The following is a 20,345-nucleotide window of genomic DNA, read 5'->3' as shown; positions in this document are numbered from 1 at the left end:
GCGTGGCGGCCGCCGACGCTCGGAGCGCCGCCGGCAGGGCCCGCTCCGAGCCCCGCGTCGCGCCCCCGGTCGACCTCGACCGGGCGCGCGCCGCGGTGCGCGAGCTGCTCCTCGCCATCGGTGAGGACCCCGACCGCGAGGGCCTGCAGGAGACGCCCGACCGCGTCGCCCGCGCCGCCGTCGAGATGTACGCGGGGCTGCGCGCCGACCCGGCCGAGGTGCTGGCCACGTCGTTCGACATCGGCCACGACGAGATCGTCGCGGTCCGCGACATCCCCGTCTCCTCCGTCTGCGAGCACCACCTGCTGCCCTTCACGGGCGTCGCGCACGTCGCCTACGTGCCCAGCGCCGACGGCCGCATCACCGGCCTGTCCAAGCTCGCACGCCTGGTCGACGTGTACGCACGGCGCCCCCAGGTGCAGGAGCGCCTGACCACGCAGGTCGCCGACGCCCTGGTCGAGCACCTGCAGGCCCGCGGCGTGCTCGTCGTCGTCGACTGCGAGCACCTGTGCATGTCGGTGCGCGGCGTGCGCGCGTCCGGTGCGCGCACCACCACCTCGGCGGTCCGCGGCGGCATGCGCGACGCCACCACCCGGGCCGAGGCGCTCTCCCTCGTGCTCGGGCGCTGAGGGGCGGTGGCACAGCGGTGAGGACGCTCGTGTGGGGCGTGGTGAACACCACGCCCGACTCCTTCAGCGACGGCGGTCGCCACCTCGACCCCGACCGGGCCGTCGAGCACGGGCTGGCCCTGCTCGCCGAGGGCGCCGACGCCGTCGACGTGGGGGGCGAGTCGACGCGTCCCGGGGCGCAGCGCGTCGAGCCCGCCGAGGAGCTCGCCCGCGTGCTGCCCGTGGTGGAGGCCCTCGCCCGCCACGGGGCGGTCGTCAGCATCGACACGATGCGCGCCGAGGTGGCCGCCGCGGCGCTGGCCGCCGGCGCGAGCGTCGTGAACGACGTCAGCGGGGGCCTCGCCGACCCGGACATGGCCCCCCTGGTGGCCCGCACCGGCGCCACCTGCGTCGTGGGTCACTGGAGGGGGCACTCCGCCGGCATGGACGCGCTCGCCGGCTACGACGACGTCGTCGCGGAGGTGCGCTCCGAGCTGGGGGCCCGGCTGGCGGCGTTCGAGGCCGCCGGTGCCTCCCGCGGCCAGCTCGTGGCCGACCCGGGCCTGGGCTTCGCCAAGCGCGCCGAGCACGACTGGGCCCTGCTGGCCGCCCTGCCCGAGCTGGTCGGGGCGTTCGGCCGCGTGCTCGTGGGCGCGTCCCGCAAGCGCTTCCTCGGCGCGCTGCTCGCCGACGGCGACCGGACCCGGCCCCCCGGCGAGCGCGACGACGCCACCACCGCCGTGACCGCGCTGGCCGCGGCCGCGGGGGCGTGGGGCGTGCGCGTGCACGCCGTGCGCGGCAGCGCCGACGCGGTGCGCGTGGCCGAGCGCTGGAGCGCCGCATGAGCCCCACCGGCCCGCTCGGCCTGCCGGGGCTGCCCGACGGCGACGTCGTCTCGCTGCGGGGCCTGAGCGCCCGGGGCCGCCACGGCGTGCTCGTCGCCGAGCGCGTGCTGGGCCAGGTGTTCTCCGCCGACGTCGACCTCGTCCTCGACACGCGCACCGCCGGCGCCACCGACGAGCTCGCCGACGCCGTCGACTACTCCCGCGTGGCGCTCGACGTCGTCGCGGTGCTCGCGGGGGAGCCGGTCGACCTGCTGGAGGTGCTGGTGGGCCGCGTCGCCGAGGCGTGCCTGGCGCACGCGGGCGTGCAGGCCGTCGCCGTCGCCGTCCACAAGCCGCAGGCCCCGGTGGCGGTGCCCTTCGACGACGTGGTGGTCCGGGTCGTGCGCCGGCGCGGCCAGCTGCTCGACACCGTCCCGGCCCGCCCGGTCGACGCCGTCGTGGCCCTCGGCGCCAACCTGGGCGACCGGGCCGCCGCGCTGGCCTCGGCCGTGCGGGCGCTGGGCGCGGTGGACGGGCTCGAGGTCGTCTCCTGCTCCGAGGTGGTGGAGACCGACGCGGTGGGGCTCCCGGGCTCCGCCCCGCAGCCCGACTACCTCAACGCCGTCGTCCGGCTCCGGTGCGCGCTGTCGCCCCGGCAGCTGCTCCTGGCCTGCCGGGCGGTGGAGGCCGCCCACGGCCGCGACGCCGCGGTCCGGGCGGCGGAGCCCCGCTGGGGGGCGCGCGCCCTCGACGTCGACGTCCTGGCCTACGGGGTGCTCGTGGCCTCCGACGAGCCCGCCGGCGCACCGCCGGCCCCTGCGGGCTCGCCGCAGCCCCTGACGGTGCCCCACCCGCGCGCCGCGGAGCGGGCGTTCGTGCTGGTCCCGTGGGCCCGGCTGGCCCCCGACGACCGGCTCCCCGGTGCCGGTCGGGTGGGCGAGGCGCTCGACGCCCTGCTCGTCGCTGACCCGGGCGCTGCCGCCGGCGTGCGCCCCCGCCCCGACGTCCGCCTCCCCGGCCCGGACGACCTGCCGTGAGCCCCCTGCGGACCCGCGTCCTGCTCGCCGTGGCCGTCATCTCGGGCGTGCTCACGTGGGTGGTGCTCGACGTCGTCGACCCGACGGCCGTCTCGGTGCCCCTGCCCTGGACCGTGCCGGTGCTCCTCGTGGTGCTCGCAGGCGCGGTGCTCTCGGTGGGCCGCCCGGTGCGGCGCTGGAACCAGGGCCACCGCGACCGCCCGCTCGACGCGCTGCGCGCCGCCCGCACCGTGGTGGTCGCCCAGGCCGCCGGTGTCACGGGCGCCGCGCTGGCGGGGGCGTACGGCGGCCTCGTCGCGCTGCTGGTGCCGATGGTGCAGATCGAGGTGCGCCTCGACCGGCTGCTGCTCGGCCTGGCCGCGCTGGCCGCCTCGCTGCTGCTGCTCGTGGCGGGCGTGGTGGTCGAGCGGTGGTGCCGCCTGCCCCCCGAGGACCGCGACGGCCAGGCCGGCCGTCAGAGGGGGACGGGCTCCTCGCGCGACGGCGACGTGCGGCGCAGCGCCGAGTAGACGCCGTCGGGCGTCAGGACGCCCACGTACCGGTCGCCGTCGAGGACCGGCAGCCAGCCCGCGTCGTGCTGGACGATCTCCGACAGGCCCTTGCGCAGGCTGTCGCCGACGCTGATGGTCTCGTCGAAGCGCCGCGCCCTCGTGCCGGCGGTGTCGCCGGGCGCTCCGCCGCCCAGCTGCCGGGCGGAGACCCAGCCGCGCAGGTCGCCGGCGCGGTCCAGGACGACGGCGTAGGGCTCGGCGCCCCCCTCGACGGCGGCGCGCGCCGTGGCCAGGTCGTCGTCGACCAGCACGGTGGCCGGGTGGGAGAGGTCCTGGGCCTCGACCGGGGTCACGGCGAGGCGCCGCAGGCCGCGGTCGGAGCCGGCGAAGTCGGCCACGAAGTCGTTGGCGGGGGCCCCGAGCACGGTGGCCGGGTCGGCGATCTGCTCCAGCCTGCCGCCCTGGCTGAACACGGCGATCCGGTCGGCCAGGCGCACGGCCTCGTCGATGTCGTGGGTGACGAAGAGCACCGTCTTGCCGAGCTCGGCCTGGATGCGGCGGAACTCGCCCTGCAGGCGGTCGCGGGCGATCGGGTCGACGGCGCCGAACGGCTCGTCCATGAGCAGCACGGGCGGGTCGGCCGCCAGGCCGCGGGCCACCCCGATGCGCTGCTGCTGGCCGCCGGAGAGCTCGTGCGGGTAGCGGTCGGCGTACTGCGACGCCGGCAGGCCGACCAGCTCGAGCATCTCCTCGACGCGGGCGCTGGTGCGCTTGCGGTCCCAGCCGAGCAGCTGGGGCACGGTCGCCACGTTCGCCGCCACCGTCAGGTGGGGGAACAGGCCCACGCGCTGGATGACGTACCCGATCTCGCGGCGCAGCCTCACCGGGTCGACGTGGGTGACGTCGCGCCCGTCGATCTCGATGCGCCCGGCGGTCGGCTCGATGAGGCGGTTGACCATCCGCAGCGTGGTCGACTTGCCGCAGCCGGACGGGCCGACGAGCGCGATCAGCTCACCCGGGTGGACCAGCAGGTCGAGGCTCTCGACCGCCAGGGTGCCGTCGGGGTAGCGCTTCTCGACGCCGTCGAGACGGATCATCGCCTCGCGGGTAGCGTCCCCCTGGTGCTGACCAGCGGAGCCGTCGCGGTGGGAGTCGACGCTGTGCACGCAGCGACCATCCCCGAGAACTGCCTGGTGCGCAACGACTGGATCTGCCCGCTCTACGTGGAGACCCGCTCCTCGGTGCTGCTGGAGGCGCTCGGCCAGCACCTGTACCTGGTGCTGGTGTCCCTCGCGGTGGGAGCGCTGCTCGCCGTCCCCCTGGCGGTGCTGGCCCACCGGGTCCGCCGGGCGCGCGGCCTCACCCTCGGGGTGACCACGGTGCTCTACACGATCCCGTCGCTGGCCATGTTCATCCTGCTGCTGCCGTTCGTGGGCCTCTCGGCGACCACGGTGGTCATCGCGCTGGCGCTGTACTCGCTGACGATCCTGGTCCGCAACATCCTGGTGGGCCTCGACGGCGTCGACCCGGAGGTGCGCGACGCGGCCACCGGCATGGGCCTGTCGCCCTGGCGCACCCTGTGGCGCGTGGAGGCGCCGCTGGCCCTGCCCTCGGCGATGGCGGGCCTGCGCGTGGCGGCGGTCTCGACCGTGGCGCTCGCCACGGTCGGCGCGATCATCGGCTACGGGGGGCTCGGCAACCTCATCACCTCCGGCTACCAGGCCAACTTCAACGCCCAGGTGCTGACGGCGTCGGTGCTGTGCGTGGTGCTGGCGGTCGCCTTCGACCTGCTCCTGCTGGGCGCGCAGCGCCTGGCCACGCCGTGGCGGCGCTCGTGAGGGGACGCTCCTGATGGACTGGCTCACCGACATCCCGGGGTGGTTCGCCGACCCCGCCAACTGGCGCGGCGACACCGGCGTGCCCGCGCTGTTCGTGCAGCACCTCGGCTACTCGGCCGCCGCGCTGGGCCTGGCCTGCCTGGTGGGCCTGCCCGTCGGGGTCTGGCTGGGGCACACCGGGCGCGGTGGCGTGCTCGCGCAGCAGGTCTCCAACGCCGGGCGCGCCGTCCCCGTGCTCGCGCTCCTGGGCATCCTGCTGCTGGTGCCCGGCTTCGGGCGCACCTGGTGGACGCTCGTGCTCTGCCTGACGCTCTTCGCCGTCCCGCCGGTGCTCACCAACGCCTACACGGGGCTGCGCGAGGTCGACCGCGGCGCCGTCGACGCGGCCCGGGGGATGGGGATGTCGGGCGGCGAGGTGCTCCGCAAGGTGGAGCTGCCGCTCGCGACGCCGCTCATCATGAACGGGGTGCGCCAGTCGGCCGTCCAGGTGGTCGCGACCGTCTCCATCGCGGCGCTGTTCGCCTTCGGCGGGCTCGGGCGGATCATCACGCGCGCCACCGGCAGCGCCGGCATCGACCTCACCGCCGCGCTGGCCGGGACGCTGCTCATCGCGGCGTTCGCCCTGGTCGTGGAGTACGGGCTGGCCGCCGTGGGCCGGCGCGCCGACCCGGTGGCGAGGGCCCGCCGCAGCGCCGAGCGCCGCTCGTCGGCGCTCCGCGGCGACCGCGCCGCGGGGGACCGGGAGGCGTCCGTTACGACATCGTGACCGCCTCCGGTCGCGCACGAGGGGCCTGCGTGGGGTTGCATGCGGTGACCCGCACGCGACGCGGGCCGCGGGGGTCGAGAACGAGACGCCCGCCCGACACGCGCGGCCCCACCCGGCCGCGGGACACAGAAGGCGGTCACCTCGTGATGCGCACCCGCACCTCCCTCCTGATGGCCGGCCTCGCCAGCGCCGTCCTGGCCCTCAGCTCCTGCGCCGCGCAGGACGTCGAGTCCGGTGGCACGGAGGCCTCCTCCGCGGCCACCTCCAGCGGCTCGGGCGAGACCGTCGTGGTCGGCGGCCCGAACTTCACCGAGGCCGCCGTCATGGAGAACATGTACGCGCTGCTCCTGCAGGACGCCGGCTTCACCACCGAGATCAAGGCCGTGGACAACCGCGAGGTCTACTTCGGCGAGCTCGCCTCCGGCGGCATCGACGTCGTGCCCGAGTACGCCGCCACGCTCGCGGAGTACCTGAACCAGCAGGCCAACGGCAAGGAGGCGGCTCTCATCGCCACCAACGACGCCGCCGCCACGGTCGCCGCCGCGCAGCCCCTCGCCGAGGCCCAGGGCGTCACCCTGCTCGACCCGGCCGAGGCCGCCAGCCAGAACGCCTTCGCCGTGACGCAGGACTACGCCACGCAGAACAACCTGAAGACGCTGTCCGACCTGGGCGCCCTCGGCCAGCCCGTCACCCTGGCGGCCACGGAGGAGTGCCCGCAGCGGCCCTTCTGCCAGCCGGGCCTGGAGAACACCTACAGCATCCAGGTCGGCTCGCTCCTGCCCCTGGGCTACGGCTCCCCGGCCACCAAGCAGGCCGTGCAGAGCGGCCAGGCCCAGCTGGGCCTGGTCGGCTCCACCGACGGCACCCTCGGCCAGTTCGGCCTCGTGGTGCTGCAGGACGACAAGAAGCTCCAGCTGGCCGACAACCTCGTCCCGGCCGTGAACACCGCCTCCGCCAGCGACCCGAAGATCGCCGAGGCGCTGAACAAGCTGGCGAGCGTGCTCACCACCGCTGACCTCACCGCGCTGAACGGCCAGGTCGACGGCGAGCGCCAGCTCCCCGAGGACGTCGCGAAGGCGTACCTGCAGGACAAGGGCCTCATCCAGGGCTGACCCGCCCTCCGGGCGCAGGGCCGCCCCGCACCAGTCCTCGTGGTGCGGGGCGGCCCTCCGCCGTCCTGAGGGCGAGGAGCCCGGCCGCCGCCACCACCTGCGGCGCGCGACCGAGCCCCAGGGGGCGACGCTGCGTGACCGAATCGGGCGCCACGCCCGACCGCGTGGCGGATGTGACTCATGAGAAAGAAGTTGCACACGGCGTGTCGTGAGCCCACCGGGACGCGTGCGCCCTATGTTTCACGCATGGCCTCCTCCGCCCGCCACCGCGCCGCCACCGCCCCCCTGACCTGGGCCGCGCGCAGCCTCATCACCGCCACCACGGTCCCCGTGGGTGCTCTCGCCGGCTGCGTCGTCGCCGCCGTCGCCGCCTCCGCCCAGAACCCCGGCCTGGGCATCGCCGGGCTCGCCGCCGCCGGCGTGCCGCTCACGCTCCGCGAGGTCCGCGCGCGCCGCTCGGCCCGCAGGAACGGCCGCACCCGCGGCCGCCACGTCGCCGGCCTCGAGCAGGTCTGGCCCTCCGCCGAGAGCGCCACCGACAGCCGCGACGCCGTCGTCGTGCGCCTCGACTCGGCCGTCGACCCGGCCGAGCCCTCCCCGGCCGCGTTCCGCGCGCTGTCGCTCGTGCCCGTCGCCGGCGCCGAGACCCGCGCTCGGGCCGTCGCGGCGGAGACCGCCGAGGCCGTCGTGCTGGCGATCCCCGCGCCGCGCGGCGCGTCCGAGCCCGTCGAGGTCGTGGAGCCCGCCCGCTCGGAGGTCGTGCTCCGCCTCGGCGCCGACGCCGCCGACGTCGTCGTGCAGGTGGAGGCCGCCGAGGCCTCCCTGGTGGCCCCGCAGCAGCGCGCCGCCGAGATCGCGCAGCTCAACCGGCTGTGGGCCGCGGGCACCGGCCCGGACACGGGCTCGCTGCGCGTGGCGGCCCCGGCCGCCTGACCCGGGGGTCACCGGCGGGAGGCCCGACCGCCGGGCGGTGCAGCGCGCGGAGGACCACGGACGGTCCTCCCGCGCACCCGCCCGAGGGGGTGCCGCCTGGCGCCCGTCCGCGACAGGAGGACGCTGAGGCCGTGGACAGCCCGTTCGACCTCCCCGACGTGCGCTGGACCCCCGTCTCGGGCCGGCTCGTCACCGCGCGCAGGATCGTCAGCGGGGTCGGGGTGCTCGTCCTGGGGGTGCTGGGCGCCGGTGCGGCCGTGCTGCTGCCCTCGGCCTGGTGGCTCCTCGGCGCAGCGGCCTGGGTGGCGCTGCTCGCCTGGCAGCTGTGGCTCGCGGGCCGGCAGGTGCGCGCCATCGGCTACGCCGAGCGGGAGGACGACCTGCTGGTGCGCCGCGGGATCCTCTTCCGGTCGCTGTCGGTGGTGCCCTACGGGCGGATGCAGTACGTCGACGTCTCCGCGGGGCCCCTCGAGCGCTGGCTGGGCATCGCGACCGTCCAGCTGCACACCGCCTCGGCCAGCACCGACGCCACGATCCCCGGGCTGGTCCCGGAGGAGGCGTCGCGCCTGCGCGACCGCCTCTCGCGCCGCGGCGAGTCGCGGCTGGCGGGCCTGTGAGCGACGGGCCCGTCGCCCAGGCACCGGCACCTCCGCCGCAGGGGGCCGCGCTGCCGGGGGAGCCCCGGTGGGAGCGGCTGCACCCGGTGACGCCGGTGCTCCGGAGCTGGCGGGTGCTGGTGGTGCTGCTCGTGCTCTACGGCCAGGAGCGCGGGCGCAGCGCCGCCAGCGGGCAGGACCTGCCGGGGCACCTGGAGATCGTCATCGCGGCGGCGGCCCTGGTGGGGTGCGTCGTGGTGGCCGTCGCCCTGTCGGCGCTGTCGTGGCGGGCGACGCGGTTCACCGTCGACGACGAGGCGGTGCGCCTGAACAGCGGGGTGGTCGCCAAGCGGCAGCGGGTGGCGCGCCTCGACAGGCTGCAGGCGGTCGACGTGGTGCAGCCGCTGGTGGCGCGGCTGCTGGGGTTCGCCGAGCTGAGGGTGGAGGTTGCGGGAGGAGCGGGGTCGCAGGTCAAGCTGGCGTACCTGAGGGAGGCCGACGCGCAGCGCCTGCGCAACCTGCTCCTCGCCCGCTCGGCGGGGCTCGCCTTCGAGGGCGACGCAGCCCCCGAGGCTCCCGAGGAGCAGCTGGTGGAGGTGCCCTTCGGGCGCGTGGCGGCCTCGGTGGCGCTCTCGGGGGCGATGGTCGCGCTGCTGGTGGTGCTCGCCGGCGTCGTCGTCTCCGTGGTGGTGACCCGCGAGGTGGGCGTGCTCTTCGGGGCCGCGGCGCCCCTGGTGGGGCTCCTCGGCGGCCTGTGGACGGCGCTGTCGAAGGGGGCCAACTGGCGCGTGGCCGCCTCGCCCGACGGCCTGCGCCTGCGCTCGGGGCTGCTGGAGAGCCGCACGCAGACCGTGCCGCCGGGCCGCGTGCAGGCCGTCCGCCTCTCGCAGCCGCTGCTGTGGCGGCTGTTCGGCTGGTGGCGGGTGCAGGTCAACGTGGCGGGGTTCGCCGGGGAGGGGAACGAGGCGCAGAGCGCCTCCACGCTGCTGCCGGTGGCCAGCGCCGCCGAGGCCTCGGCGGTGCTGTCGCTGGTGCTGCCCGCCCTCGAGGCCGACCTCGCCGCCTCGCAGGGGCCCGCCGGCCTGGCCACCGGGCTCAGCGGCACCTCGCCCGAGGGCGGCTGGCTGGTGGCCCCCCGGTCCGCCCGCTGGGTCGACCCGGTCTCCTGGCGCCGCCGCGGCGCCCTCGTCACCGACGGCGCCCTGCTCGTGCGCCGGGGCCGGCTGCGCCGCGAGCTCGACGTGGTGCCGCACGAGCGCACCCAGTCGCTGCTGGTCGCCCAGGGACCGCTGCAGCGGCGGCTCGGCCTGGCCAGCCTGGCGCTGCACTCCACGTCCGGGCCGGTCAGCCCCCGCGCCGAGCACCTCGCCCTCCCCGACGCCACGGCGCTGCTGGAGGAGCAGGCCGCCCGCGCCCGCGCGGCCCGCGCCGCCGCCGGTCCGGAGCGCTGGATGGAGCAGCCGGTCCCGCCGGTCCTCTGAGGGGCCGGGGTCAGGCCCGGCGCAGGACGACGGCGACGTCCGTCACCGCGAACAGGAACTGCCCCGCGGCGGCCAGCGCGCGCAGCTCCTCCATCCAGCCGGCCGCGCGCGCGAGGAGCGCCGGGTCGTGCTGGGCGGCGGCCAGGACGCCGGTGGCCACCTTCCAGGCGAGCGACCCGTCGTCGAAGCGCCGGTGGGGGTCGGCCCACGACGTCGCGGTCACCACCTCCCAGGGCGCGCCGCGCTCGGCGCCGGTGGCGGCGAGGGCCAGCAGCTTGCGGCCCATGAAGCCGTCCGAGGGGCCCGGGCCGGGGTTGGCGGCGGTGAAGCCGTCGACCAGCTGGCGGGTGAGCACGTCGTCGGTGGACGTGAACAGGGCCGTGTCCCAGTCGGAGTGGGCCAGCACGCACAGCCCCCCGGGGCGCAGCACCCGGTGCACTTCGGCCAGGTGCGCCACCGGGTCGGTGAGGTGCTCCGCGGCGTTGAGGGAGACCACCCTGTCGAGCTCGCCGTCGCCCCAGGGCAGCGGTGAGTCGAGGTCGGCGATGCGGCTGCGCACGCGCGGGTCGGCGAGGAGGTCGTCGTCGAGGGCCGAGACGTGGTCGAGCGCGTGCACCACCGCCGGGGCGCACCCCCCGCCGGCCCCGGCCGCGAGCAGCGCCCGCACCGTGCGGCCGCTGCCGCAGCCCACGTCGGCGACGACGAGGCCCTCGGCGTCCAGCTGGGCCAGCTCGGCCACCCGCTCATGGCGTCCCACCCGGTCCACGCTACCCAGGGCCCCGCTGCCGCCCGGGGCCGTCCGGACCGGCCCGTAGGCTCCCGGGGTGCTGGACGAGCCCGCGAGCGCCCACCCGCCGCGCCGCCCCGCGCCCGGGCGCCTGGGCGTCGGCGTGGTCGGCGCCGGTCGCGTGGGAGCCGTGCTGGGCGCCGCCCTGCGGGCCGCGGGGCACGCGGTGGTCGGGGTGTCGGCGGTGTCGGAGGCGAGCCTGGAGCGCGCCGCGACCCTGCTGCCGGGGGTGCCGGTGCTGCCGGTGCCCGACGTCGTGGAGCGCGCCGAGCTGGTGCTGCTCGCCGTCCCCGACGACGTGCTGCCCGACCTCGTCGCCGGCCTGGCCGCCACGGGGCGCTGGCAGGCGGGCCAGCTGGTGGTGCACGCGAGCGGGCGCCACGGCACGGCTGTGCTGGAGCCGGCGCGCGCCGCGGGCGCGATCCCCCTGGCGCTGCACCCCGCGATGACCTTCACCGGCACGAGCCTCGACCTGCTGCGCGTGCGCGACGCGGTCATCGGCGTCACCGCCGCCGCGCCGGTGCTGCCCGTGGCCCAGGCGCTGGTGGTGGAGGTGGGGGCCGAGCCCGTCGTCGTCGCCGAGGCCGACCGCGCGCTGTACCACGCGGCCCTCTCGCACGGCAGCAACCACCTGGTCACCCTGGTCGCGCAGGCCGCGGAGGCGCTGCGCGCCGCGGGCCTGGAGCAGACCGGCAGGGTGCTCGGGCCGCTGCTGCACGCCGCCCTCGACAGCGCCCTGCGCGCCGGCGACGACGCCCTCACCGGGCCGGTCGCCCGCGGCGACGCCGGGACGCTGGCCGCTCACCGCGCGGTGCTGTCCGCGGCGGCCGCCGACGGCGCCGTCGGCGACGACCTGCCCGCCGCCCACCTCGCCCTGGCCCGGGCCACCGCCCGGCGGGCGCGCGCCCAGGGGCGCCTGGGCGCGGCGGCCGCGGACGCCGTCGACGCCGCCCTGGCCGACGGCGCCACCACCCCCGAGCCCGGCCCGCCGGGCACCGACCGCCCCGAGACCGGAGACACCGCGTGAGCACCACCCCCAGCGCCCCCCGGCTGGTGCGCACCCGCGCCGACCTCGCCGCCGCCCGCGCCGAGCTGCCCGGGCCCGTCGCCGTGGTCATGACCATGGGCGCCCTGCACGCCGGCCACGCCGCGCTCGTGGCCGAGGCCCGCCGCCGCGCCGCGAGCGTCGTCGTCACGATCTTCCTCAACCCGCTGCAGTTCACCGCCGGCGCCGACCTGGCCCGCTACCCGCGCACCCTCGACGCCGACCTCGAGCTGCTCTCGGGCGCCGGCGGCGGCCCCGCGGCCGACCTGGTCTTCGCCCCCTCGCCCGACGTCGTCTACCCCGACGGCGACCCGGGCGTGCGGGTCACCGCCGGCGCGCTGGGCGAGGTGCTGGAGGGGGCCTCGCGCCCGGGGCACTTCGACGGCGTGCTCACCGTGGTGGCCAAGCTGATGCACCTGGTCCGCCCCGACGTGGCGCTCTTCGGCCAGAAGGACGCCCAGCAGCTGCTGCTCGTGCGCCGCATGGTGCGCGACCTCGACCTGGGCGTGGAGGTGGTGGCCGTGCCCACCGAGCGCGACCCCGACGGGCTGGCGCTGTCGAGCCGCAACGCCCACCTCTCCCCGCTCGACCGCGAGGTGGCCCTGGTGCTGTCGCGGGCCCTGCGCGCCGGGGGGGCCGCCGCCCCCGAGGGCGCCAGCGCCGTCCGCCGGGCCGCCCGCGACGTGCTGCAGCGCGAGCCCCTGGCGCGCGTCGACTACCTCGCCCTGGTCGACCCGGAGTCCCTCGCCGACGTGCCCGAGCACTTCCGCGGGCCGGCCACCCTGGCCGTCGCGGCGCACGTGGGGCCGACCCGTCTGATCGACAACCTGCCCGTGGTGGTCGGCGCCCGGCGCTGAGGCGCGCCCGGGCGCCGGCCGACCTCGACTAACCTGCCTGCTCGTGACCGAGGTGCCTCCCGTCGACGACCTGCCCGAGCAGCTGCGGGTCCGCCGCGACAAGCGCGCCCGCCTCCTCGACGGCGGCACCGACCCCTACCCCGTCTCGGTGCCGCGCACCGCGTCGCTGGCGGAGGTCCGCGAGCGGCACGCCGGCCTGGCCGCCGGGGAGGAGACCGACGACGTCGTCTCCGTCGCCGGGCGGGTCGTCTTCCAGCGGGTCACCGGCAAGCTGGCGTTCGCCACGCTGCAGGACGGCGACGGCACCCGCCTGCAGGTGATGCTCTCCCTCGCCGAGGTCGGCGCCGACGCGCTCGCGGCGTGGAAGGCCGACGTCGACCTGGGCGACATCGTCTCGGCCACCGGGCGCGTCATCCAGTCCAAGCGCGACGAGCTGTCCGTGCTCGCCAGCGCCTGGCAGATGGCCACCAAGTCGCTGCGGCCGCTGCCGGTGCTCCACAAGGAGACCAGCGAGGAGACGCGGGTGCGCCAGCGCTACGTCGACCTCATCGTCAGGCCCGAGGCCCGCGCGGTGGTCCGCACCCGCGCCGCCGTCGTCAGGTCGCTGCGGACCTCCTTCGACGCGCTCGGCTACCTCGAGCTCGAGACGCCGATGCTCCAGACGCTGCACGGCGGGGCGGCCGCCCGGCCGTTCGCCACGCACTCCAACGCCTTCGACATCGAGCTGTACCTGCGCATCGCGCCGGAGCTGTTCCTCAAGCGCGCCGTGGTCGGGGGCCTCGACCGCGCCTTCGAGATCAACCGCAACTTCCGCAACGAGGGCGCCGACTCCTCGCACTCGCCGGAGTTCGCGATGCTGGAGTTCTACGAGGCCTACGCCGACTACGACGTGATGGCCGCCCGCACGCGGGGGCTCGTCCAGGCCGCTGCGCGCGACGCGCTGGGCTGCGCCGAGGGCGCCGAGGTAGCGGTCCTGGCCGACGGCTCCGAGTACGACCTGTCGGGGGAGTGGACCTCGCTGTCCATGTACCCGTCGCTGTCGGAGGCCCTCGGCACCGAGGTCACCCCGGCCACGCCCCGCGCCGACCTGGTGGGCCACGCCGAGCGGCTCGGGCTCGGCGTCAAGCCGACCGCCAGCGCCGGCAAGCTGGTCGAGGAGCTGTGGGAGCACCTCGTGGGCGACCACCTCGTGGCCCCGACCTTCGTGCGCGACTTCCCGCTCGAGACCTCCCCGCTCACCAAGTCGCACCGCTCGGTCGACGGCGTGGTGGAGAAGTGGGACCTCTACGTGCGCGGCTTCGAGCTGGCCACGGGCTACTCCGAGCTGAACGACCCGGTGGTCCAGCGCGAGCGGCTGGAGGCCCAGGCGCGCCTCGGCGCCGCCGGCGACGACGAGGCCATGCCCGTCGACGAGGACTTCCTGCGCGCGATGGAGGTCGGCATGCCGCCGGCCGGCGGCGTGGGCATGGGCATCGACAGGCTGCTCATGGCCCTCACCGGCCTCGGGATCCGCGAGACCATCCTCTTCCCGCTGGTCAAGCCCGAGGCCTGAGCCCGGCCGACCCCCAGCGACCTGGCGTACCGTTCGACCCGTGATGGCCGTCGTCGCCGCGCTCACGCCCCCGATCGGCGTGGCGCTGCTGTTCTGGTTCGTGATGCGCGCCGTCCTGCGCGCCGACCGCAACGAGCGCGAGGCGATGGCGGCCCTCGACAGGGCCGAGGCGGAGCGCGCGGCGAGGGCCTCCGGCGAGCGCGGCGCCGGCGCCTGATGGCCCAGAAGCTCCAGGTGGTGCTGGTCGACGACGTCGACGGCGGCGCCGCGGACCAGACGGTGCAGTTCTCCCTCGACGGGGTCGACTACGAGATCGACCTGTCCGACGCCCGCGCCGCGCAGCTGCGCGGCGACCTGGCCCCGTGGGTGGGGCGCGCGCGGCGCCGCCAGCCGGCCCCGCGGGGCTCCGCCGGCGGGGTGGACCAGGCCGCGGTGCGGGCCTGGGCGCGGCGGAACGGCCACACGGTCAACGAGCGGGGCAGGGTCCCGGCTGCCGTCGTGGGCGCCTACCGGGCGGCCACCGGCTCCTGAGCGGCTCGTCCGCCACCAGCGAACAGCCGGAGCGTCCGCGGGCGGAACACCTCCCTGACCAGGCAGCGTTGCTCATCGTGACGGGAGGCCACCCCGACCTCCCCGCCCGGACCGGTCGTCCGGGGGTGCACGAGCGCACCCCCGTCGTCGGGCCCCGGGGATAGCATCGTCAGGGTCAGTGAGGCAGGTCCCCCGCCGGCAGCAGCTGGTGGCCAGGCCCTCGTCCGCACCGCCCACGCTCGCGAGGAGCGCAGCATGTTCGAGAGGTTCACCGACCGCGCCCGCCGCGTCGTCGTCCTGGCTCAGGAAGAGGCCAGGATGCTCAACCACAACTACATCGGGACCGAGCACATCCTGCTCGGCCTGATCCACGAGGGCGAGGGCGTCGCCGCCAAGGCGATGGAGTCCCTCGGCATCTCCCTCGACTCCGTGCGCGAGCAGGTCCAGGAGATCATCGGCCAGGGCCAGCAGGCCCCGTCCGGCCACATCCCCTTCACCCCGCGCGCCAAGAAGGTGCTCGAGCTGTCCCTGCGCGAGGCGCTGCAGCTCGGCCACAACTACATCGGCACCGAGCACATCCTGCTGGGGCTCATCCGCGAGGGCGAGGGCGTCGCCGCCCAGGTGCTCGTGAAGCTGGGCGCCGACCTCAACCGCGTCCGCCAGCAGGTGCTGCAGCTGCTGAGCGGCTACCAGGGCAAGGAGCCCGCCACCGCCGGCGGCCCCCAGGAGGGCACCCCGTCGGGCTCCCTCGTGCTCGACCAGTTCGGCCGCAACCTCACCCAGGCCGCCCGCGAGGGCAAGCTCGACCCGGTGATCGGTCGCGGCAAGGAGGTGGAGCGCGTCATGCAGGTGCTCTCCCGCCGCACCAAGAACAACCCCGTCCTCATCGGCGAGCCCGGCGTCGGCAAGACCGCCGTCGTCGAGGGCCTGGCGCAGTCCGTCGTCCGCGGCGAGGTGCCCGAGACGCTGAAGGACAAGCAGCTCTACACCCTCGACCTCGGCGCGCTCGTGGCCGGCAGCCGCTACCGCGGTGACTTCGAGGAGCGCCTCAAGAAGGTGCTCAAGGAGATCCGCACCCGCGGCGACATCATCCTGTTCATCGACGAGATCCACACCCTCGTCGGTGCGGGCGCGGCCGAGGGCGCGATCGACGCCGCCAGCATCCTCAAGCCGATGCTGGCCCGCGGTGAGCTCCAGACCATCGGCGCCACCACGCTCGACGAGTACCGCAAGCACATCGAGAAGGACCCGGCGCTCGAGCGCCGCTTCCAGCCGATCCTCGTGGCCGAGCCGAACCTGGCCCACGCCATCGAGATCCTCAAGGGCCTGCGCGACCGGTACGAGGCGCACCACCGGGTGTCCATCACCGACGGCGCCCTCGTGGCCGCCGCCACCCTGGCCGACCGGTACGTGAACGACCGGTACCTGCCGGACAAGGCGATCGACCTCATCGACGAGGCGGGCGCGCGCTTGCGCATCCGCCGCATGACGGCTCCGCCGGACCTGCGCGAGTTCGACGAGAAGATCGCCGACGTGCGCCGCGAGAAGGAGAGCGCGATCGACGCGCAGGACTTCGAGAAGGCCGCCTCGCTGCGCGACTCCGAGAAGAAGCTGCTCGCGGCCAAGGCCGAGCGCGAGAAGCAGTGGAAGGCCGGCGACATGGACGTGGTCGCCGAGGTCGACGAGGAGCTGATCGCCGAGGTCCTCGCCACGGCCACCGGCATCCCGCTGGTCCGCCTGACCGAGGAGGAGTCCAGCCGCCTGCTCAACATGGAGGCCGAGCTCCACAAGCGCGTCATCGGCCAGAACGACGCCATCAAGGCGCTGTCCCAGGCGATCCGGCGCACCCGCGCCGGGCTGAAGGACCCCAAGCGCCCCGGCGGCTCGTTCATCTTCGCCGGCCCCACCGGCGTCGGCAAGACCGAGCTGGCCAAGGCCCTGGCCGAGTTCCTCTTCGGCGAGGAGGACGCGCTCATCCAGCTCGACATGAGCGAGTTCTCCGAGAAGCACACCGTGTCGCGGCTGTTCGGCTCGCCCCCCGGCTACGTCGGGTACGAGGAGGGCGGCCAGCTCACGGAGAAGGTGCGGCGGCGCCCGTTCTCGGTGGTCCTGTTCGACGAGGTGGAGAAGGCCCACGCCGACATCTTCAACTCGCTGCTGCAGATCCTCGAGGACGGCCGGCTCACCGACTCCCAGGGCCGCACGGTCGACTTCAAGAACACCGTGATCATCATGACGACGAACCTCGGCACGAGGGACATCGCCAAGGGCCAGCAGATGGGCTTCCAGGCCGGCGGCGACCTGTCCACCTCGTACGACCGCATGAAGATCAAGGTCAACGAGGAGCTCAAGACGCACTTCCGCCCCGAGTTCCTCAACCGCGTCGACGACGTGGTGGTCTTCCCGCAGCTCACCAAGGACGAGATCATCCAGATCGTCGACCTCATGGTGGCGAAGGTCGACCAGCGCATGAAGGACCGCGACATGGGCCTCGAGCTCACGCAGCCCGCCAAGGACCTCCTCGCCGCCCGCGGCTACGACCCCGTGCTCGGTGCGCGCCCCCTGCGCCGCACCATCCAGCGCGAGATCGAGGACGCGCTGAGCGAGAAGATCCTCTACGGCGAGCTGACGGCCGGCGAGATCGTCCTGACCGACGTCGAGGGCGAGGGCGCCACCGCGCGCTTCACCTTCAAGGGCACCCGCAAGACCGAGCTCCCCGAGGTGGCCGCCGTCGGCGCCGCCTCGAGCGCCGGTGCGGTGCCCCCGTCGAGCCCGCCCAGCCTGACGGCGGACGACGCGTCCTGACGCACCCCTGACCGCCCGCGAGGGCGGTCGGCACCGACGAGGAGCCCCCAGCCGCACCGGCTGGGGGCTCCTCGCGCCTCCGGGCCCGTCGGGCACGATGGACCCGTGGACCCCGGCACCCCCTCCGCCGCCGCCGCCCGCGGGCGCGTGGTGGTGCGGCGAGCCCGCGCGAGCGACGTGCGCGCCGTGCGCCGGCTCACCGAGCCCCTGGCGGCCCGGGGGGTGCTCGTGTCCAAGCACCCCGTCGCCAGCTACGAGAGCGTCCCGGAGATGCGCGTGGCCGAGCTCGACGGCGAGGTCGTCGGCTGCGGGGCCCTCCACGTCATGTGGGAGGACCTCGCCGAGGTGCGGACCCTCGCCGTCGACGACGGCGCCCGCGGCCTCGGCGTCGGCTCCGCCATCGTCAGGGCCCTGCTCGACGACGCCCGCACCGCGAGCATCTCCCGGGTGTTCTGCCTGACCTTCGAGGTGCCGTTCTTCGCCCGCCTCGGCTTCGAGGAGATCGAGGGCACCCCGGTGGAGCCCGAGGTCTACGCCGAGCTGCTGCGCTCGCACGACGACGGCGTGGCGGAGTTCCTCGACCTCGCGCGCGTGAAGCCCAACACCCTCGGCAACACCCGGATGCTCCTGCACCTGGCCTGACGGGTCAGGCGGGGAGCGACCAGCCGCCGTCGGCGGGGACGACGAGGCCGTCCTCGACCAGCGAGGCCAGGCACCGGCTCCGCTGGGCGTCGTCGTCCCAGGCGGCGGCCAGCGCCGCGGCGTCCAGCGCCCCGGGGGCCTCGCGCAGCAGCGCGAGCAGGCGGCCGCGCACCTGGCGGTCGGTGCCGTGCCACGCCTGGCCCCGGCGCGCCGGCCCCTCGTCGGGCGGGGCGCCCGCGCGCTGCCAGGCGCACAGGTCGAGCACCGGGCACGCCCCGCAGCGCGGCGCGCGGGCGGTGCAGACCAGCGCCCCGAGCTCCATGACGGCCACCGACCACCGCGGGGGCAGCAGCGGGTCGTCGGCGGGAGCCTCGGGCAGGACGGCGCGCGCCAGCGCCGTCTCCGCGGCCGTGAGGGCCGGGGCCGGCTGCGCGAGCCCCTGGACGGCGCGGGCGAGCACCCGGCGGACGTTGGTGTCGACCACGGCCACCCGCGCGCCGAAGGCGAACGCCCCCACGGCGGCGGCGGTGTACTCGCCGACGCCGGGGAGCGCCCGCAGGGCCACCGGGTCGGACGGCACCCGCCCGCCGTGGCGCTCCACGACGGCCGTGGCGGCCGCGTGCAGGCGCAGGGCGCGCCGGGGGTAGCCCAGCCGACCCCAGGCCCTCACGGCCTCTCCTGCGGGCTCGGCGGCCAGTGCCGCCGGGGTGGGCCAGCGCTCCAGCCAGGCCCGCCACACCGGCTCCACGCGGGCGACCGGCGTCTGCTGGAGCATCACCTCGCTGACGAGCACCGGCCAGGCGACGTCGTCGGGCCGCCCCGGGCGCCGCCAGGGCAGGTCGCGGGCGCTCGCGGCGTACCAGCCGAGGACCCGGGTGCGCAGCTCGGCCGCCGTGCCGCTGCCGGGAGCGAGGAGCTCGGGAGCGTCGGGCACGACCCATCCTCACCCACGAGGGGTCGGTGAGTGTCTCCCCGGGGTCCCCCGGCCGCCCGCCGGCAGCGCGACGGGGTGACGGCGGTCACCACGTCGTCCCAGGTCAGGGCCGGGGGGAGTCGCGTGACCGGATCGTGACCACACCGGTGGCCGAGAGGGCTTGACCGGACGTGGTTGAGAACGTTCACAATCGACCCCGCACAGGAGGACCGGGTCAGGTGGAGCAAAGACGCCGACGGCCCGGGCCTCCAGCCGCCGCACCTGGGGGACCCCGCGGTGCGGTGGCCACGGTCCGGGCGCTGGAGCCCGGCCGGGCCGCTCAGCAGGAGAGGTACCTCTGTGAACAAGCGTTTCGCGATCGTGTCCGTCGGAGCAGCACTGGCCCTGGGCCTGTCCGCCTGCGGTGGTGGCGGCGCCGGCTCCACCCCTGCCGGTGGTGACGGGAGCGCGACCAGCGTCGCCGCGGGCGACGTCACGGTCGGCGTCGCCATGCCCACCCAGACCTCGCAGCGCTGGATCGACGACGGCAACAACGTAAAGGCCGGCCTCGAGGGCCTGGGCTACAAGGTCGACCTGCAGTACGCCAACGACGACATCCCCACCCAGGCGTCGCAGATCTCCACGATGATCAACAACGGGGACAAGGTCCTCATCATCGCCTCGATCGACGGCACCGCGCTGAGCAGCCAGCTCGCCGACGCCGCCGCCGCCGGCATCAAGATTATCTCCTACGACCGCCTGATCCGCGGCACCGAGAACGTCGACTTCTACGTCTCGTTCGACAACTACAAGGTCGGCGTCCAGCAGGGCCAGTCCCTGCTCACCGGCCTGGGCATCCTCAACGCCGACGGCTCGGAGAACGCCTCCGCCACCGGCCCGTTCAACGTCGAGCTCTTCGCCGGCTCGCTGGACGACAACAACGCGACGTTCTTCTACAACGGCGCGATGGACACGCTGAAGCCCTACATCGACAAGGGCGTCATCAAGATCCCGTCCGGCCAGACGGACATCTCGCAGATCGCCACCCAGCAGTGGAAGACCGACGTCGCGCAGAAGCGCATGGAGACGCTGCTGACGTCTTCGGACTCCGGCGTCACGCTGAACGGCGTGCTGGCCCCGGCCGACATCATCAGCCGCGGCATCATCACCGCGCTGGCGAACGACGGCTACGGCTCCGGCGGCAAGGCGTTCCCGATCGTGACCGGCCAGGACGCCGACATCGACAACGTCAAGCTCATCAACGACGGCCAGCAGTACTCCACGATCTTCAAGGACACGCGCAAGCTCGCCGACGAGGCCATCAAGGTCACCGGTGACTACCTGTCCGGCAAGGAGCCGGAGGCGAACAACACGACCGACTACAACAACGGCAACAAGGTCGTGCCGTCGTACCTCCTCGAGTCGACGGTCGTCACCAAGGACAACATCAAGTCCGTGCTGATCGACTCCGGCTACTACACGCAGGAGCAGGTCGACAAGGGCCAGAAGTAACCACGTCCCCACGCT

At 75.6% G+C, this 20,345-nt stretch carries 21 protein-coding genes; 18 read left to right on the top strand and 3 right to left on the bottom strand.

The window, feature by feature from the left end:
- The first annotated feature begins 2 nt into the window (after positions 1 to 2).
- From folE to F1641_RS08820, 4 genes are read left to right on the top strand one after another with little or no spacing between them, the layout of a single operon-like run.
- The gene (folE, locus tag F1641_RS08835) at positions 3 to 629 is read left to right on the top strand and encodes a GTP cyclohydrolase I FolE (RefSeq protein WP_309225498.1); all 627 of its coding nucleotides are present in this window, start codon (positions 3 to 5) and stop codon (positions 627 to 629) included.
- A gap of 17 nt (positions 630 to 646) precedes the next feature.
- Positions 647 to 1,453: a dihydropteroate synthase gene (gene folP, locus F1641_RS08830; RefSeq protein WP_309225497.1), complete on the top strand. Its 807-nt coding sequence runs from the start codon at positions 647 to 649 to the stop codon at positions 1,451 to 1,453.
- On the top strand, positions 1,450 to 2,469 hold the full coding sequence (gene folK / locus F1641_RS08825) for a 2-amino-4-hydroxy-6-hydroxymethyldihydropteridine diphosphokinase (protein WP_194904498.1): 1,020 nt from the start codon (positions 1,450 to 1,452) through the stop codon (positions 2,467 to 2,469). The genes folP and folK overlap by 4 nt, the downstream gene beginning before the upstream one ends.
- The gene (locus F1641_RS08820; RefSeq protein WP_194904495.1) at positions 2,466 to 2,978 is read left to right on the top strand and encodes a DUF3180 domain-containing protein; all 513 of its coding nucleotides are present in this window, start codon (positions 2,466 to 2,468) and stop codon (positions 2,976 to 2,978) included. The genes folK and F1641_RS08820 overlap by 4 nt, the downstream gene beginning before the upstream one ends.
- Here the strand turns inward: F1641_RS08820 and F1641_RS08815 are convergent.
- Positions 2,924 to 4,057 carry an ATP-binding cassette domain-containing protein gene (locus F1641_RS08815; RefSeq protein ID WP_194904493.1) on the bottom strand — a complete coding sequence of 378 codons (1,134 nt, stop codon included), beginning with the start codon at positions 4,055 to 4,057 and terminating at the stop codon, positions 2,924 to 2,926. The genes F1641_RS08820 and F1641_RS08815 overlap by 55 nt on opposite strands.
- Positions 4,058 to 4,120: 63 nt before the next feature.
- Between F1641_RS08815 and F1641_RS08810 the strand changes: the two genes are divergently transcribed.
- The 6 genes from F1641_RS08810 (at position 4,121) to F1641_RS08785 (ending at position 9,686) form a co-directional block, all read left to right on the top strand.
- Complete coding sequence (locus F1641_RS08810) at positions 4,121 to 4,798, top strand: ABC transporter permease (protein WP_206690788.1); 678 nt, start codon at positions 4,121 to 4,123, stop codon at positions 4,796 to 4,798.
- 13 nt (positions 4,799 to 4,811) lie between these two features.
- Entirely contained in the window at positions 4,812 to 5,564 is a 753-nt protein-coding gene (locus F1641_RS08805) for an ABC transporter permease (protein ID WP_194904491.1), read from the top strand.
- A gap of 146 nt (positions 5,565 to 5,710) precedes the next feature.
- The gene (locus F1641_RS08800) at positions 5,711 to 6,676 is read left to right on the top strand and encodes an ABC transporter substrate-binding protein (RefSeq protein ID WP_194905059.1); all 966 of its coding nucleotides are present in this window, start codon (positions 5,711 to 5,713) and stop codon (positions 6,674 to 6,676) included.
- 246 nt (positions 6,677 to 6,922) lie between these two features.
- Positions 6,923 to 7,609 carry a hypothetical protein gene (locus F1641_RS08795; protein ID WP_194904489.1) on the top strand — a complete coding sequence of 229 codons (687 nt, stop codon included), beginning with the start codon at positions 6,923 to 6,925 and terminating at the stop codon, positions 7,607 to 7,609.
- Between the two features lie 131 nt (positions 7,610 to 7,740).
- Positions 7,741 to 8,226: a PH domain-containing protein gene (locus F1641_RS23100; RefSeq protein WP_309225495.1), complete on the top strand. Its 486-nt coding sequence runs from the start codon at positions 7,741 to 7,743 to the stop codon at positions 8,224 to 8,226.
- Positions 8,223 to 9,686 carry a PH domain-containing protein gene (locus F1641_RS08785; protein ID WP_194904486.1) on the top strand — a complete coding sequence of 488 codons (1,464 nt, stop codon included), beginning with the start codon at positions 8,223 to 8,225 and terminating at the stop codon, positions 9,684 to 9,686. Before F1641_RS23100 ends, F1641_RS08785 begins: the two co-directional genes overlap by 4 nt.
- Before the next feature lie 10 nt (positions 9,687 to 9,696).
- Here F1641_RS08785 and F1641_RS08780 read toward each other — a convergent pair whose 3' ends face one another.
- Positions 9,697 to 10,443: a methyltransferase domain-containing protein gene (locus F1641_RS08780; protein ID WP_194904484.1), complete on the bottom strand. Its 747-nt coding sequence runs from the start codon at positions 10,441 to 10,443 to the stop codon at positions 9,697 to 9,699.
- Positions 10,444 to 10,510: 67 nt separating this feature from the next.
- Between F1641_RS08780 and F1641_RS08775 the strand changes: the two genes are divergently transcribed.
- The 7 genes from F1641_RS08775 (at position 10,511) to F1641_RS08745 (ending at position 17,905) form a co-directional block, all read left to right on the top strand.
- Entirely contained in the window at positions 10,511 to 11,500 is a 990-nt protein-coding gene (locus F1641_RS08775) for a DUF2520 domain-containing protein (protein ID WP_309225494.1), read from the top strand.
- On the top strand, positions 11,497 to 12,375 hold the full coding sequence (gene panC, locus F1641_RS08770) for a pantoate--beta-alanine ligase (protein WP_194904483.1): 879 nt from the start codon (positions 11,497 to 11,499) through the stop codon (positions 12,373 to 12,375). The genes F1641_RS08775 and panC overlap by 4 nt, the downstream gene beginning before the upstream one ends.
- A 52-nt stretch (positions 12,376 to 12,427) precedes the next feature.
- Positions 12,428 to 13,927: a lysine--tRNA ligase gene (lysS, locus tag F1641_RS08765; RefSeq protein ID WP_194905053.1), complete on the top strand. Its 1,500-nt coding sequence runs from the start codon at positions 12,428 to 12,430 to the stop codon at positions 13,925 to 13,927.
- A 40-nt stretch (positions 13,928 to 13,967) separates the two neighbouring features.
- The gene (locus F1641_RS08760) at positions 13,968 to 14,144 is read left to right on the top strand and encodes a hypothetical protein (RefSeq protein ID WP_194905145.1); all 177 of its coding nucleotides are present in this window, start codon (positions 13,968 to 13,970) and stop codon (positions 14,142 to 14,144) included.
- Positions 14,144 to 14,458 (top strand): Lsr2 family protein, encoded by a 315-nt coding sequence (locus F1641_RS08755; protein WP_194904481.1) that lies wholly within the window; start codon positions 14,144 to 14,146, stop codon positions 14,456 to 14,458. The genes F1641_RS08760 and F1641_RS08755 overlap by 1 nt, the downstream gene beginning before the upstream one ends.
- A 255-nt stretch (positions 14,459 to 14,713) precedes the next feature.
- On the top strand, positions 14,714 to 17,263 hold the full coding sequence (locus F1641_RS08750) for an ATP-dependent Clp protease ATP-binding subunit (RefSeq protein ID WP_194904480.1): 2,550 nt from the start codon (positions 14,714 to 14,716) through the stop codon (positions 17,261 to 17,263).
- Positions 17,264 to 17,368: 105 nt separating this feature from the next.
- A complete protein-coding gene (locus tag F1641_RS08745) occupies positions 17,369 to 17,905 on the top strand; it encodes an amino-acid N-acetyltransferase (protein WP_194904478.1) in 537 nt (178 codons plus the stop codon).
- A 4-nt stretch (positions 17,906 to 17,909) separates the two neighbouring features.
- Here the strand turns inward: F1641_RS08745 and F1641_RS08740 are convergent, their stop codons facing one another.
- Entirely contained in the window at positions 17,910 to 18,839 is a 930-nt protein-coding gene (locus F1641_RS08740; RefSeq protein ID WP_309225492.1) for an A/G-specific adenine glycosylase, read from the bottom strand.
- Positions 18,840 to 19,178: 339 nt separating this feature from the next.
- Here F1641_RS08740 and chvE point away from each other — a divergent pair, with 339 nt between their 5' ends.
- The gene (gene chvE, locus F1641_RS08735; RefSeq protein WP_194904477.1) at positions 19,179 to 20,330 is read left to right on the top strand and encodes a multiple monosaccharide ABC transporter substrate-binding protein; all 1,152 of its coding nucleotides are present in this window, start codon (positions 19,179 to 19,181) and stop codon (positions 20,328 to 20,330) included.
- The last annotated feature ends 15 nt before the right edge of the window (positions 20,331 to 20,345 follow it).

The sequence above is a fragment of the Quadrisphaera sp. INWT6 genome (assembly GCF_015390235.1).
Taxonomy (GTDB): Bacteria; Actinomycetota; Actinomycetes; order Actinomycetales; family Quadrisphaeraceae; genus Quadrisphaera.
Note: the sequence above shows the minus strand (reverse complement) of the source record. Positions and strands in the feature narration are given on the sequence as shown.

Bases quoted from the DNA above. Each gene is read 5' to 3' on its own strand.
- folK (WP_194904498.1), top strand. From the start codon at position 1,450: ATGAGCCCCACCGGCCCGCTCGGCCTGCCGGGGCTGCCCGACGGCGAC.
- F1641_RS08815 (WP_194904493.1), bottom strand. From the start codon at position 4,057: ATGATCCGTCTCGACGGCGTCGAGAAGCGCTACCCCGACGGCACCCTG.
- F1641_RS08805 (WP_194904491.1), top strand. From the start codon at position 4,812: ATGGACTGGCTCACCGACATCCCGGGGTGGTTCGCCGACCCCGCCAAC.
- F1641_RS08800 (WP_194905059.1), top strand. From the start codon at position 5,711: ATGCGCACCCGCACCTCCCTCCTGATGGCCGGCCTCGCCAGCGCCGTC.
- F1641_RS08795 (WP_194904489.1), top strand. From the start codon at position 6,923: ATGGCCTCCTCCGCCCGCCACCGCGCCGCCACCGCCCCCCTGACCTGG.
- F1641_RS08755 (WP_194904481.1), top strand. From the start codon at position 14,144: ATGGCCCAGAAGCTCCAGGTGGTGCTGGTCGACGACGTCGACGGCGGC.
- F1641_RS08750 (WP_194904480.1), top strand. From the start codon at position 14,714: ATGTTCGAGAGGTTCACCGACCGCGCCCGCCGCGTCGTCGTCCTGGCT.